Raw genomic sequence first — 12,087 nt, forward strand, 5'->3', positions numbered from 1 at the left:
AGGGGAGCTCCCTAGACGTAGATGGTTCCGCGGGCGACGACGGTGCCGTAGCCACCGACCCGCACGCCGTCGACCCGGTCCGACGCCCCGTGCGCGGTGGCGCACATGTGGGACGGGCGGCCCATCTCGACCCCTTGGGTGATCTTGATCCGCTGGCCGTACGGGATCAGGCCGTGCCGGGCCAGGTGGATGGCCAGGGGCCCCGCGGCCGAGCCGGTCGCCGCGTCCTCCACCACCCCGTAGGCCGGGGAGAACATCCGGGTGCGCCACTCCTCGCCGCGGCCGGCGAAGCAGTTGGCGGCCATGTCGGGGAACCGCGACAGCGCCCGGTGGTCGGGCCGCAGCGCCGACAGCGCCTCGACGCTCTCCAGCCCGACGAAGACGTGCCGGGGACCGTTGCGGTAGATCTCCACCGGGGCGACCGACTCCTTCACGCCGAGCGCCTCCAGCAGCTCCTCGGCGTGCTCGTACGGCTCCCAGGTGGGGTGCGGCTGGCGCATCTGCACGATGACCGAGCCGTCGGCGTTGTCCATGCCGACGTCGAACGGGATGACCCCCATCCCGGTCTCCAGGCGCAGCCGCTCCTCCTTGCGGGCCACCCCGAGCGCCTTGCGGCTCAGGCCCAGGGCGACGGCGGTGCCCAGCAGCGGGTGCCCGGCGAAGGGCAGTTCGTTGACCGGGGTGAAGATGCGGATGCGGGCGTCCGCCGCATCGGCCTCGGCCGGGAGGACGAACGTCACCTCGGAGAGGTTCATCTCCCGTGCGATGGCCTGCATCCGGTCGGAGGTCAGGTCCTCGCTGCCGAAGAAGACGGCCACGGGGTTGCCTTCGAGCGGGTTGCGCGCGAAGGCGTCCACGACCATGTAGTCATGCATTGGTGGGAACTCCCTGGCTCAGTGGGAAGGCTGCGCCGAGGCCGTGCAGCGCGGCGAGCGGGTGTACGCCCTCCACGGCGGCCTCGACCTCGAACGACGAGCGGTGCGCCGGTGGCCGGCCGATGAGCTCGGCGGCCCGGTTGGGCGGCAGGAGGCGGTCGTCGGGCCGCTCGGTCCACAGCATCACCGCGCCCCACCGGTTGGCGGTGCGGTCGGAGATCCACACCTTCAGCACCAGCCCGGGCACCTCGGTCCACGCGTCGATGCCCTCGTCCGCCAGCCGTTCGGCGAGCGCGTCGATGCTCTGCCCCGTGCCGTCCAGGTCCCACCAGGCGACGTCCACCCTCATGACACCCGCACCCCCACCACGCCCAGCAGGGCCTCGCCGAGGATCCGCGGGCCGTCGACGGTGAGCACCGACTCGGCGTGGAACTGCATGGACGCGAAGTGCGCGCCGCGCAGCGCGTGCACCTCGCAGGTGCGCGGGTCCCGGCTGACCTCGACCATCCCGAGGTCGCCGGCGTCGAGCTCGTCGTCCAGGCACTGGGCGGCGTACGTGTTGTAGAAACCGACCCGCTCCGGGCTGCCGAAGAGGTCGATCTCGCGCTGCACGCCCTGGTTGGGCACCGCGCGGCGGACCAGGTCCAGGCCGAGGCGGGTGCTGAGCACCTGGTGGCTCAGGCACACCGCGACGAACGGGCGCCGCTCGGCGAGCAGCCGGGCGGCCGCCGCGTGCAGGTGGATGATCCGCGGGTCGCCGTCGTCGCGCGGGTCGCCGGGGCCGGGTCCGAGGACCACCACGTCATGGGCGTCCAGGTCGTGCGGCTCGTCGAAGCGGCGCACGGTGACCTCCAGGCCCAGCGAGGCGAGCTGCTGGCCGATCATCGCGGTGAAGGTGTCCTCCGCGTCGATGACCAGCGCGCTCAGGCCTTCCAGACCCGGCACGGTCTCGGCGGCCCGGTGCGGGACGTCCCGCAGCCAGAAGTCGGCGATCTTGTTGTTGCGCGAGGCCAGCGCCGCCCGGACGGCGGGGTGCTGGGCGAACCGGGTGGGCGCGTTGGACTCCAGGACGCCCAGCAGTCCCGCCGCCTTGGCCCGGGTCTCGGCGACCTCCGACTCCGGGTCGGAGTGGCGCACCAGGGTGGCGCCGACACCGATCCGCATGTCGCCGGCGGCGTCGATGTCGGCGGTGCGGATGAGGATGGCCGAGTCCAGGGTGCGGCCGCCGTCGGCGTCGGTGCCGATCAGCGCGGCGATGCCGCCGTAGTAGCCCCGACCGCCGGGCTCGTACCGGGCGATGACCCGGGCCGCGCTCTCCAGCGGGCTGCCGGTGACCGTCGGCGCGAACATGGTCTCGTGCAGGATCTCGCGCACGTCGCGGTGCGTGGTGCCCTCGATGAAGTACTCGGTGTGGGCGAGGCGGGCCATCTCCTTGAGGTAGGGGCCGGTGACCTTGCCGCCGGACTCGCAGATCCGGGCCATCATCTTCAGTTCCTCGTCCACCACCATGTACAGCTCGTCGGCCTCCTTGCGGTCGGCGAGGAAGCGGGTGACGCCGTCGAGGGTGGGCCCGCCGGCCGGGTAGCGGTAGGTGCCGCTGATCGGGTTCATCACGGCGGTGCCGGAGCGCAGGGACACGTGCCGCTCGGGGGTCGCGCCGACGAAGGTGCGTCCGCCGGCGTGGATGACGAAGGTCCAGTACGCGCCCTGCTCGCGCTCCAGCAGCCGGCGGAACAGGGCCAGCGCGGTGCGCGGGCCGTAGTAGTCGATCCGGGCCAGGTACGAGCGCTTGATCACGAAGTTGGAGCCGGCGCCGGAGCCGATCTCGTCGCGCACGATGCGGCGCACGGTGGCGGCGTAGGCGTCGTCGTCCACGTCGAAGCGTCCGCCGGTCAGGGTGACCGGCACGTCGGTGATCCGGCCCTGGACCTCGCCCAGCGGCACGGTGTCGTGCTCGGTGACGGCCAGCGCCAGCAGCTGCGCCCCGTCGTCGGGCGCGGTGAACCCGCGTTCGGTCAGCTGCCGGTACGGCACGACGACCAGCACCTGCTCCGTGTCGAGGGGGACACCGGCCAGGGCGGTGGGGGTGGTGACGCCGCCGGTGAGCACCGTGACGGTGCCGGGCGCGTCCTCGGGGCGGTGCAGCAGGGCGAAGGTGTCCACCTCGCCGGCCAGGATCCGCTCCAGCAGGTCGGCGCGGGGGCGCCGGGGGGTCGTCCCGCTCATGCGAAGACCTCCTGGGTGGTCAGGACGTAGCCGCAGCGCTGCGCGACGTAGGTCAGGGCGAGCATGTGGTGGGCCTCGGAGAAGTCGGCGACGGCGTCGGCGACGAAGAACGGCTGGATGTCGTGGCTGTAGGCCTCCAGGGCGGTGGCCAGCACCCCGACGTGGGCGTACACCCCGCACAGGACCAGCTGGTCGCGGCCCGCGGCGCGCATCCGCCGGAGCAGGTCGGAGTTGAAGAAGGCGCTGTAGCGCCACTTGGTCAGGACCCAGTCGCCTTCCTCGGGCGCGAGCTCGGGGACCACCTCGCGGTCCGCGGCGTCCGTCCGCATGCCCGGGCCCCAGAAGTCCTTGAGCAGGCCGCGCTGTTCCTCCGTCATGCGGCCCGGCTGCGCGGTGTACGCGACGGGCACGCCGAGGGCGGCGGAACGCTTCCTCAGCTGGGCCGCGTGGTGCACCAGGTCCGCGCGCAGCGGGTCGGGCAGGGCGGCGAGGAAGTAGCGCTGCATGTCGTGGACGAGCAGCACCGCGCGGTCCGGGTCCGGCGTCCAGCGGGCGACGTTCTCCGGAAGGGTCTCGGGGGTCGGCAGGGGGTAGGACTCCACGGTCGGCAGGCCGGCCATCAGGCTCTCCTTAAGTGGGGATTCCTTCGCGCCGGACCTGCGGGACGTCGATCCCGAGGGCGCGGAACTGGTTCGTGGGGTTCATGAACTCGCGCTGCTGCTTGATCCGCCCGTTCTCGAACCGGAACGAGTGGATGAAGTGGTTGCGGTAGTACCCCACCGGGTAGCCGGGGTAGACGATCTTTCCTTCGCCGCGGCACTCCACCCAGAAGCGCTCGGGGTCCTGGGTGTCGTAGATCTCGATGTCGGTCCACCGCCAGTCGGGGAAGCAGCGCAGCGACCACACGGCGTGCTCGCCGAGCCGGTCGCGGCCGGTGATGGTGATGGGCTCGCCGGTCTCGGTGGTCCACAGGCCGCCGACGCCGTCCTCGGTGAAGAGCAGGTGGCGCCGCAGCCGGTCCTCCCCCACGGTGTGCATGTACTGCTCGACGATCGCGCGGTTGTGGGCGCGGACCGCCTGCTCGTCCTGGGGGTCGATGTCTTCGTAGCTCAGGGAGGTCACGGGGTTGCCTTCCTCGGACAAGTCGGGGGTCGGGTCTCAGACCAGCAGGCTGATGTCGCGGGGGTCCTTGCCGACCAGGGCCCGGCCGTAGAGCTGGGCGGGGATGCCCATGCCGAACCCGGCGTGGCGGCTGCCCACGTTCACGTCGCGCCAGATCCGCTGGAGGGGGTTGGTCTCGCTGAAGGCGGAGGAGCCGTAGGCGGTCATCAGCAGGTCGACGGCTTCGCGGCAGAGCTGGGCGACCCGGGTGGAGTTCTGCCGGGCGGCGGCGCGGGTGAGCACGTCGGCGAACTCGCCCGCGTACGCCGCCTCGTCGGCGGTGTCGGCGATCTTCGCGGCGAGCAGCTTCGCCGTCTCGATCTTCGTGGCGGCCTCGGCGAGGTCCAGCTGGAGGGTGGGGGACTCGGCCTGGTTGGGGAACTTCGAGCCGGCGGCCGGCCGGTTCGGGGCGGCGGCGCGGACGAAGTCGAAGGCGGCCGTGGCGCCGCCGATGAGGGAGCCGAGCAGGCCGATGGAGAAGAGTCCCACCAGGCTGTTGCGGTAACGGTTCGCCGGGTCGACCAGGCCGTCGGTCTCGCCGTTGAGCAGCGGCGCGTAGGGCAGCAGCCGGCGCTCGGGCACGAACACCCCGGTGGCGACGACGGTGTTGCTGCCGGTGCCGCGCATCCCGGCGAAGTGCCAGGTGTCCTTGATCTCCACCTCGTCGGCGCGCATCAGCGCGAAGTGGACGACGGCCTCGCCCGACTCGGTGGGCACCGCGACCAGCACCCCGACCCAGTCGGCGTGCAGCGAGCCGGAGACGTAGCCCCACTCACCGGTGATCCGCACCCCGCCGTCGACGTGCTCCACGCCGCGGGCCGGCATGCCCAGCACCAGCGCGGTCCGGGCGTCGGCGTTCAGGCTCCACACCTCGTCCTGGACCTCGCGGGGGAACAGGGAGGCCACGAAGTTGCCCGCGTTGAGCACCCCGGTGACCCAGGCGGCGGAGCCGCAGCCGCGGCCGACCTCGCTGGCCACCTCCAGCAGCGTGCGGATGTCGGCCTCGTAGCCGCCCAGGCGCCGCGGCGTCATCAGCCTCATCAGGCCGGCGTCGGTGAGGGCGGCGACGCTGCCCGCCGTCAGCCGGCGCTCGCGGTCGCTCTCGGCCGCGTCCTCCCACAGCCGCGCGCGCAGTCCGGCGGCCCGGGCCACCAGCTCGTCGCGGCCCGGGACCTGGAGCTGGGGGGCCGTCGCCGTCGTGCCGTTCACCGCTGCTGCTGTCTGCACGGTCGTGTTCCCTTCACGTCGGGTGGTTCGGGTGGATCGGATGGATCAGGTGGAACGGGGGCCCGGTGGATCCGGAGTCGTTCGTCGGGGTCAGGCGCCCTGGGCCGCGCGGGCCAGGCCGTCCCACTGCTTCCAGCCGGCCAGCCGCTCCTCGTAGGCGGCGGTCACGGTGTCCAGCACGGTGGCGCCCAGCAGCACCCGCAGCGGCGGGTTCGGGCTGTCCACCAGCTCCAGCACCGGGCCCGCGGTCGCGGCCGGGTCGCCGGGCGCGGAACCGGCCGACGGCGGCTTGGCCGCCTCGGTGTACGCCTCGCCGGGCTCGGCCCAGACGGCGGAGGCGCCGCGCCAGTCGGTCTTGTACGGTCCCGGCTCCACGAGGGTGACGTGGATGCCGAACCGGCCGACCTCCTGGGCCAGCGCGTCGCTGAGGCCCTCCACCGCCCACTTGGAGGCGTGGTAGAGGCCGAGCATCGGCCAGGACGCCAGGCCCGCGATGGACGACATCTGCAGGATGTGCCCGCTGCCCTGGGCCCGCAGGAGCGGCAGGACCGCCTGGGTGACCCACAGGGTGCCGAACAGGTTGGTGTCGATCTGCTCGCGGGCCTGGGCCTCGGTGACGTCCTCGACGGGGCCGAAGAGGCCGTAGCCGGCGTTGTTCACCACGACGTCGAGCCGGCCGAACCGCTCGTGGGCCGCGGCCACGGCGGCGAAGGCCGCCTCGCGGTCGCGGACGTCGAGGGTCAGGGGCAGCACCGCGTCGCCGTACCTCTCGACCAGGCCGTCCAGGCTGCGGACGTCACGGGCGGTGGCCGCGACCCGGTCGCCCCGCTCCAGGGCGGCCTCGGCCCAGACCCTGCCGAATCCGCGGGACGTGCCGGTGATGAACCAGACCTTGCCAGCCACAGGTAACTCCCCTTCTGACGGATGTCCCGTTGCGGCTCTTATTCACCCCGATGAATTGGCAGGTGTCCATGTGCCTGAATTCGGACAGCTGTTGGAGAAGCGGGCGCACGCGGCGCGTCCTCCGCCGGCGTCCGGATCGATGTCCACGCCGGTGTCCGACCGAGGAAATTCCGCAGCCGGACACCGGACATTCCTGGACGCCCCGCCGGCGGGCGATACTGCCGCGAAAGTCCCGCACCCCAGCCAAGGAGATTCGCGTGAGCGCCACGGAACAGGACTTCGACTACGCCGCCGCCGACTTCAACGCCGTCTACACGGGCGGGGAACTGCTGGAGGGAGCCGCCATCAAGGTCGTCCCCTGGGACATCGGCGAGGCGCAGCCCGACGTGGTCGAGCTGGAGCAGCTGGGCCGCTTCCACGGCGCCGTGCTGGACATCGGCTGCGGCCCCGGCGACAACGCCGTCTTCCTGGCCCGCCGCGGCTACCGGGTGACGGCGATCGACGCGGCCTCGGCCGCCGTCGAGCAGGCCCGCCGGCGGGCCGGGGACCTGGAGATCGAGTTCGCGGTCGCCGACGCCACCGACCTGACCGGCTACGAGGGCCGCTTCGACTCCGTGCTCGACAGCGCCCTCTTCCACACCCTGCCCGGCCCCGCCCGCCCGCGGTACGCGGCCGCCCTGCACCGGGTGACCCGGCCGGGCGCGCAGCTGAGCGTGCTGTGCTTCGCGGACGTGCCCGGCGGCATGCCGGCGCCGCTGTCGGTCCCGGGCGAGGAGCTGCGCGGCACGCTGACCGAGGCGGGCTGGGACATCACCTCCATGGAGCTGTCGGAGTACGCGGGCGTGGCCGTCGGCATGGAGAAGTTCTTCGAGCGCACCGGCCGGCAGCCGCAGCTCGACGCCAAGGGCCGTACCCGGCTGCCGATCTGGAAGGTCTTCGCCGACCGGGTGTCGCGGTGAGCGCGGCCGTCCACCGCCCCTTCGACCCGGCGCGGCGCGCGTTCCCCGTGCTGCGCGCCCGCCGGGTCGGGGACACCGCCGCCTTCTACGAGCGGCTCGGCTTCGCGCCGGGCCACCGGCACCCGGCCAAGGGCGAGCCGGACTTCGTGACGCTGCGGCGGCACGACACCGAGCTGGCCGTCAGCCGTGACGACCGGGCCGCGGACGGTGCCTCCGGCACGGTGGACCTGTTCGTGTTCGTCGAGGCCGTCGACAGCACCGTGGACGCCCTGCGGGCCGCGGGCACGCCGGTGGTGCAGGAGCCGGAGGACACCCCCTGGGGCGAGCGGGTGGCCTACGTCCGCGACCCGGCCGGCAACCGGGTCGGGCTGGGACAGCCCGCCGCCTAGTCCTCCCGCACAGCGGAAAGTGCCCCGGCGCCGAAGGCCCGGGGCACTTTCCGTGTGTCCGGCGGCCGACCGGCCGCCTACGGTCCGCACGGACGGGCGGTGATCACCCGGCGGGAGCGATGTTCAAATTGGTGCGGAACAGGTTGGCCGGGTCGTAGACGGCCTTGAGCTCGGCCAGGCGGGACCGGGTGGCCGGGTCCCACAGTTCGTCGGCGAAGGCGTCGGCCGGCCGTTCACCGTAGACGAAGTTCAGCGAACGCCCCAGCGTCCAGGGCCGCACCGCCGCGTCCAGGGCGGCGTGCGCCGAGCGGATCGCCTCGGCCGGGGCGTCGTCGGAGCCCGACAGCACCCGCAGGATGTACTCGGCCTCGCGGTACGGCACGGCGTTGGGCACCTTCGGCTGCCGGGCCAGGGCCCCGCCGAGGTGGCGCAGGTCCACGATGCACGGCACCGGGGCCCCGGGCCCGGCCAGGGTGCGTACGGCGTCCAGGACGGCCGGGTCCAGCTCGCTGAGCAGCACCGCGTTGCCGTCGTAGGCGTGGCTGAAGGTGGGCTCGGCGTAGATGGAGCCGACCTCGGGGTAGTCGAGCTCGCCCAGGTGCTCGTGGATGATCTCGGCGCCGAACTCCCGCCAGGGCCGCACCAGCTCGGGCCCGGCGGCCAGGTCGGTGGTGGCGAAGCGGACGTGGACGACGTGCCGGCCGCGCAGCGGCTCCGGGAACACCGGGATCGGCGGGTACTCGATCATGCCCAGGGAGGCGGTGACCGTCTCGGGGGCGGTCCGCGTCCAGGCCGCGAAGTGCTCCAGGACCTGCTGGGCCTGGCCCGCGTCGAAGTACATGCCGCCGCCGTAGACCTTGGCGACCGGCAGCAGCTCCACCTCCAGCGCGGTGACCACGCCGAAGTTCTCCCGGCCGCCGCGCAGCGCCCAGAACAGGTCCGGGTCGCTCTCGGCGGTCACCTCGCGCAGCCGTCCGTCGGCGGTGACCACCTCGACGGCCTTGACCAGGTCGGCGGCGTAGCCGAACTCGCGGGCCAGCAGGCCCAGTCCCCCGGCCAGGGTGTAGCCGACGACGCCGACGTGGCCGGCGGAGCCGCTGAGCGGGGCCAGGCCGTGCGGGGCGGTGCGTTCGACGACCTGCTCCCAGCGGGCGCCGGCCCCGATCCGGGCGGTGCGGGCGTCCGGATCGACGGTGACGGTGTCGAGCCGCTTGGTGGTGATCACCAGGCCGCCCCGGTCGAGGACGGTCACCCCGTGGCCGGTGGACTGCACCGCGACGGGCAGGCCGTGCTCGGAGGCCCAGGTGACGGCGGCGCGCACGTCCTCGGCGGCGGCGGCGCCGACGACCACGGCGGGGGCGTGCCGGTAGCCCGCCTGGAACTGCGTGAGTTCCTCCTCGTAACCCTCCTGTCCGGGTGTCCGGACGGGTCCGGTCACCTTCTTCACGAGCTCGGTGACATCGATGTGTGCAGGGTCGCCAGACATCAGCGGTATTCCTTTCCTGGCGCTTTTCTACGGTGCTTCGACTTGCGTCGACGTACGGGTGGGACGTGTGCGGGGTGTTCGGTTCCGCCTGCCTCATCCGACCTTTTGCAGGGCGGAACTCCCGGAATTGCGTTCCGGTGTCGCGGATTTCTTTCCGGGGGCCGATTCCGAAGGCATCACCAGGCAGGCGGCGGCTCCGACGAGAAGGACCGCCACGGGCAGCAGCAGGGTGTTTCCGGCGGCCCGGCCGAGGTCGGCGGGATGAGCCGCGAGCTGGTTCTGCATCAGCACGCCCACGGCGGCCGAGCCGATGACGCAGCCCACCTGCCGGATGGAGTTGTACATGCCGGCACCGGCTCCGATGACCTCGACGGGCAGGGTCCCGGTGGCGACGTTGGCCATGGGGGCGAAGGCGAGGCCGGTGCCGATGCCGGCGAGGAACAGCGCCCCGGCGGTCGGCCAGACCCCGGCGTGGGCGTCCATGGCGGCGACGATCAGGCCGAGGCCGGCCGCGAACACCAGGAAGCCGCCCAGGACCACCCACTTGCCGGGGATCCGGTCCGAGAGGATGCCCGCGAGCGGGCCGGCCAGGCCGCTGGAGACGGCGATGGGCACCATGAGGACGCCCGCCTGCTGCGGGGTGAGGCCCATGACGTCCTGCATGAACAGGGTCAGCGGCAGGTAGAGCCCGGTGACGGCGAAGCCGATGGCGGCCGCGGCGAACGCGGCGGAGCTGAAGTGCCGCCGCCCGAACAGCGACAGCGGCATCAGCGGCTCGCGCGGGCCCAGGCGCTGCCAGATCAGGAAGAGGACCAGCAGGACGAGGCCGGCGGCGATCACGGTGGCCACGTTCACGGGACCGGCGACGGTGCCCCAGTGGTAGTGCTGGCCGTTCTGCAGGCCGAAGACGAGGGCGAACAGCCCGAGTCCGGACAGCAGCGTGCCGAGCACGTCGAACCGGCGGTGGTTGCGGGGCTGTCCGCCGGGCAGCAGCCGCGCCGCCATGGCGAGGCCCACCAGGCCGATCGGGACGTTGATCAGGAAGATCCACTCCCAGCCGGCCGCGCCGGTCAGGAACCCGCCGAGCAGCGGTCCTGCGGTGGTGGCCAGGCCCGCGACGGCGCCCCAGACGCCGAGGGCGGCGCCCCGGCGCCGTGGCGGGAAGAGGGTGGTGACGAAGGCCATCGTCTGCGGGGCCATCAGGGCCGCCCCGATGCCCTGGACGGCGCGGGCGGCCATCAGCATCGCGGCGGTGCCGGACAGGCCGCACCACAGGGAGGCGCCGGTGAAGACGGCCATGCCGGTCAGGAAGACCTGCTTGCGGCCGTACCGGTCGCCCAGCCGTCCGGCGACCAGCAGCGGGACGGCGTAGGTGAGCAGGTACACGCTGTGCACCCAGGTGATCTGGTTGAGGTCGGCGTGCAGGGACGTCAGCATGCCGGGGATGGCCACGGTCACGATGGTGGTGTCCATCATGATCAGGAAGAAGCCGACGCAGAGCGCCGACAACGCGGCCCAGGGGTTGGGGGTACGGGGGGTGGGGTTCGAGGCGACGTCCGTCATCTCATCATCTCTCAGGGGTGGTTACGGAGACTGCGTACCGCGCTGCTCCAGCTCGGTGGCGATCTCGTCCCAGTAGGCGGCGCAGGCGCGGGCCATGGCCGCGATCTTCGGCGCCTGGTGGGCGGGGGCGCGCAGCAGCAGCCCGCTCTCGCCCTGGCGCACGATCCGGGCCTCCAGCCAGCGGATCAGCGCCCGGCCCTCGTCGCTGTACTTGAGGGTGGGGTCGCGCTTGAGGGAGTCCAGCACGGTCGGCAGGTCCACGGGTTCGGCGCACTCGCGCGGCCGGGGCGTCCGTACGGCGGCGCGGCCGCCGGCCCCGCCGGTGGGCAGCGGCCCCTCGCCGCGGGCGAGCCGGTCGCGGACGTCGCGCGCGGTCTCCACGGAGATCCCGGCACTCCGGGCGATCTCGCGCAGCGAGGCGTCGGGGCGTACGGCGAGGTAGTCGACGGCGCGCAGGCGGCCCTCGGTGGCGCTCAGCGGCCGGGCCCGGCCGTCGCAGCCGACCCGTACGGTGGGCAGTTCGCCCGCCTCGGCGGCGCTGCGGCGCAGCACGCCGACGGTCTTGCCGGACAGGCCGACCTTGGCGGCGACGGCCCGGTCGGACCACTCGGGCCAGGTGCGCAGGATCCGGCGGGCCGATTCGCGGCGGTCGGCGAGGGTCAGGGGCAGGCCGTGACCGTTGTTGGCCTCGACGGAGTACAGGAAGGCTTCCGGCTCGGAGCCGTCGAACCAGCGCACCGGGATGGTCTCGCGGCGGTTCAGGCGCGCCGCGTGGAGGCGGTGCATGCCGTCGACGACGCGCAGGGTGGGCCGGTGCACGACGATCGGCGGCAGGGCGGTCTCCAGTCCGGCCAGCAGCAGGACGTGGTCGTGGTCGACCCCGGCCAGGCGGGGTGACTCGGCGTCCAGCAGCGTGTCCACCGGCACGTGCGTCACCGCGGCGCCGTCGGGCGCCGCCACGGCGTCGCGGGGCGCGGGGGCCTCAGCCGTCAGGACAGGCATGGTCGACTCCTCGGATTCCTGATCAGAGCGCGGTCGCGGCGAGGGGGGCGGGGGGCTGGCCGAGCAGCCGGTGGGCGGCGGCGGCCGCGACGAAGGTCATGTGCCGGTGCCAGCCGGGGTAGGAGCGCCCCTCGAAGTCGCGCAGCCCGCAGTCCTCCAGGACCTCCATGGGCAGCGTGGCCGTACCGAACCGGGTCAGCCGGGCGCAGGTGCCGTCGGTGCCGGCGATCCAGTACCGGGCCGGCCGGTCCCCCTCGGGTCTGAACTCGGTCAGCAGGGCGAGCGGCCCGGCGACG

General features: G+C 73.3%; 12 protein-coding genes and 1 pseudogene. 2 read left to right on the top strand and 11 right to left on the bottom strand.

What is annotated here, in order from left to right:
* Positions 1-11: 11 nt before the first annotated feature.
* The 7 genes from LG632_RS14460 to LG632_RS14490 all read right to left on the bottom strand — a co-directional run bounded on the left by LG632_RS14460 (position 12) and on the right by LG632_RS14490 (position 6,392).
* On the bottom strand, positions 12-875 hold the full coding sequence (locus LG632_RS14460) for a PhzF family phenazine biosynthesis protein (protein WP_226727455.1): 864 nt from the start codon (positions 873-875) through the stop codon (positions 12-14).
* Positions 868-1,224 (bottom strand): hypothetical protein, encoded by a 357-nt coding sequence (locus tag LG632_RS14465; protein ID WP_226727456.1) that lies wholly within the window; start codon positions 1,222-1,224, stop codon positions 868-870. The genes LG632_RS14460 and LG632_RS14465 overlap by 8 nt, the downstream gene beginning before the upstream one ends.
* The gene (locus LG632_RS14470) at positions 1,221-3,101 is read right to left on the bottom strand and encodes an anthranilate synthase family protein (RefSeq protein ID WP_226727457.1); all 1,881 of its coding nucleotides are present in this window, start codon (positions 3,099-3,101) and stop codon (positions 1,221-1,223) included. Before LG632_RS14470 ends, LG632_RS14465 begins: the two co-directional genes overlap by 4 nt.
* A complete protein-coding gene (locus tag LG632_RS14475) occupies positions 3,098-3,721 on the bottom strand; it encodes an isochorismatase family protein (protein ID WP_226727458.1) in 624 nt (207 codons plus the stop codon). The genes LG632_RS14470 and LG632_RS14475 overlap by 4 nt, the downstream gene beginning before the upstream one ends.
* A 10-nt stretch (positions 3,722-3,731) precedes the next feature.
* Positions 3,732-4,223 carry a PhzA/PhzB family protein gene (locus LG632_RS14480; protein ID WP_308108435.1) on the bottom strand — a complete coding sequence of 164 codons (492 nt, stop codon included), beginning with the start codon at positions 4,221-4,223 and terminating at the stop codon, positions 3,732-3,734.
* A gap of 36 nt (positions 4,224-4,259) precedes the next feature.
* The gene (locus LG632_RS30555; RefSeq protein ID WP_226727459.1) at positions 4,260-5,489 is read right to left on the bottom strand and encodes an acyl-CoA dehydrogenase family protein; all 1,230 of its coding nucleotides are present in this window, start codon (positions 5,487-5,489) and stop codon (positions 4,260-4,262) included.
* A gap of 90 nt (positions 5,490-5,579) precedes the next feature.
* Positions 5,580-6,392: an SDR family NAD(P)-dependent oxidoreductase gene (locus LG632_RS14490; RefSeq protein ID WP_226727460.1), complete on the bottom strand. Its 813-nt coding sequence runs from the start codon at positions 6,390-6,392 to the stop codon at positions 5,580-5,582.
* Between the two features lie 257 nt (positions 6,393-6,649).
* On the opposite strand from LG632_RS14490, the gene LG632_RS14495 reads away from it, so the two are divergent.
* Positions 6,650-7,351, top strand: a complete 702-nt coding sequence (locus LG632_RS14495; RefSeq protein ID WP_226727461.1) for a class I SAM-dependent methyltransferase — start codon at positions 6,650-6,652, stop codon at positions 7,349-7,351.
* The gene (locus LG632_RS14500; protein WP_226727462.1) at positions 7,348-7,740 is read left to right on the top strand and encodes a VOC family protein; all 393 of its coding nucleotides are present in this window, start codon (positions 7,348-7,350) and stop codon (positions 7,738-7,740) included. Before LG632_RS14495 ends, LG632_RS14500 begins: the two co-directional genes overlap by 4 nt.
* 103 nt (positions 7,741-7,843) lie before the next feature.
* On the opposite strand, the gene LG632_RS14505 is transcribed toward LG632_RS14500, so the two are convergent.
* The 4 genes and pseudogenes from LG632_RS14505 to LG632_RS14520 form a co-directional block, all read right to left on the bottom strand.
* The gene (locus LG632_RS14505) at positions 7,844-9,226 is read right to left on the bottom strand and encodes an FAD-binding oxidoreductase (RefSeq protein ID WP_226727463.1); all 1,383 of its coding nucleotides are present in this window, start codon (positions 9,224-9,226) and stop codon (positions 7,844-7,846) included.
* A 93-nt stretch (positions 9,227-9,319) separates the two neighbouring features.
* Positions 9,320-10,789 (bottom strand): MFS transporter, encoded by a 1,470-nt coding sequence (locus LG632_RS14510; protein ID WP_226727464.1) that lies wholly within the window; start codon positions 10,787-10,789, stop codon positions 9,320-9,322.
* A 21-nt stretch (positions 10,790-10,810) separates the two neighbouring features.
* Positions 10,811-11,791, bottom strand: a complete 981-nt coding sequence (locus tag LG632_RS14515) for a ParB/RepB/Spo0J family partition protein (protein ID WP_226727465.1) — start codon at positions 11,789-11,791, stop codon at positions 10,811-10,813.
* A gap of 22 nt (positions 11,792-11,813) precedes the next feature.
* Positions 11,814-12,087, bottom strand: a pseudogene (locus tag LG632_RS14520) (IS701 family transposase); the annotation flags it as partial.

This window comes from Streptomyces antimicrobicus, assembly GCF_020532625.1.
Classification (GTDB): Bacteria; Actinomycetota; Actinomycetes; order Streptomycetales; family Streptomycetaceae; genus Streptomyces; species Streptomyces antimicrobicus.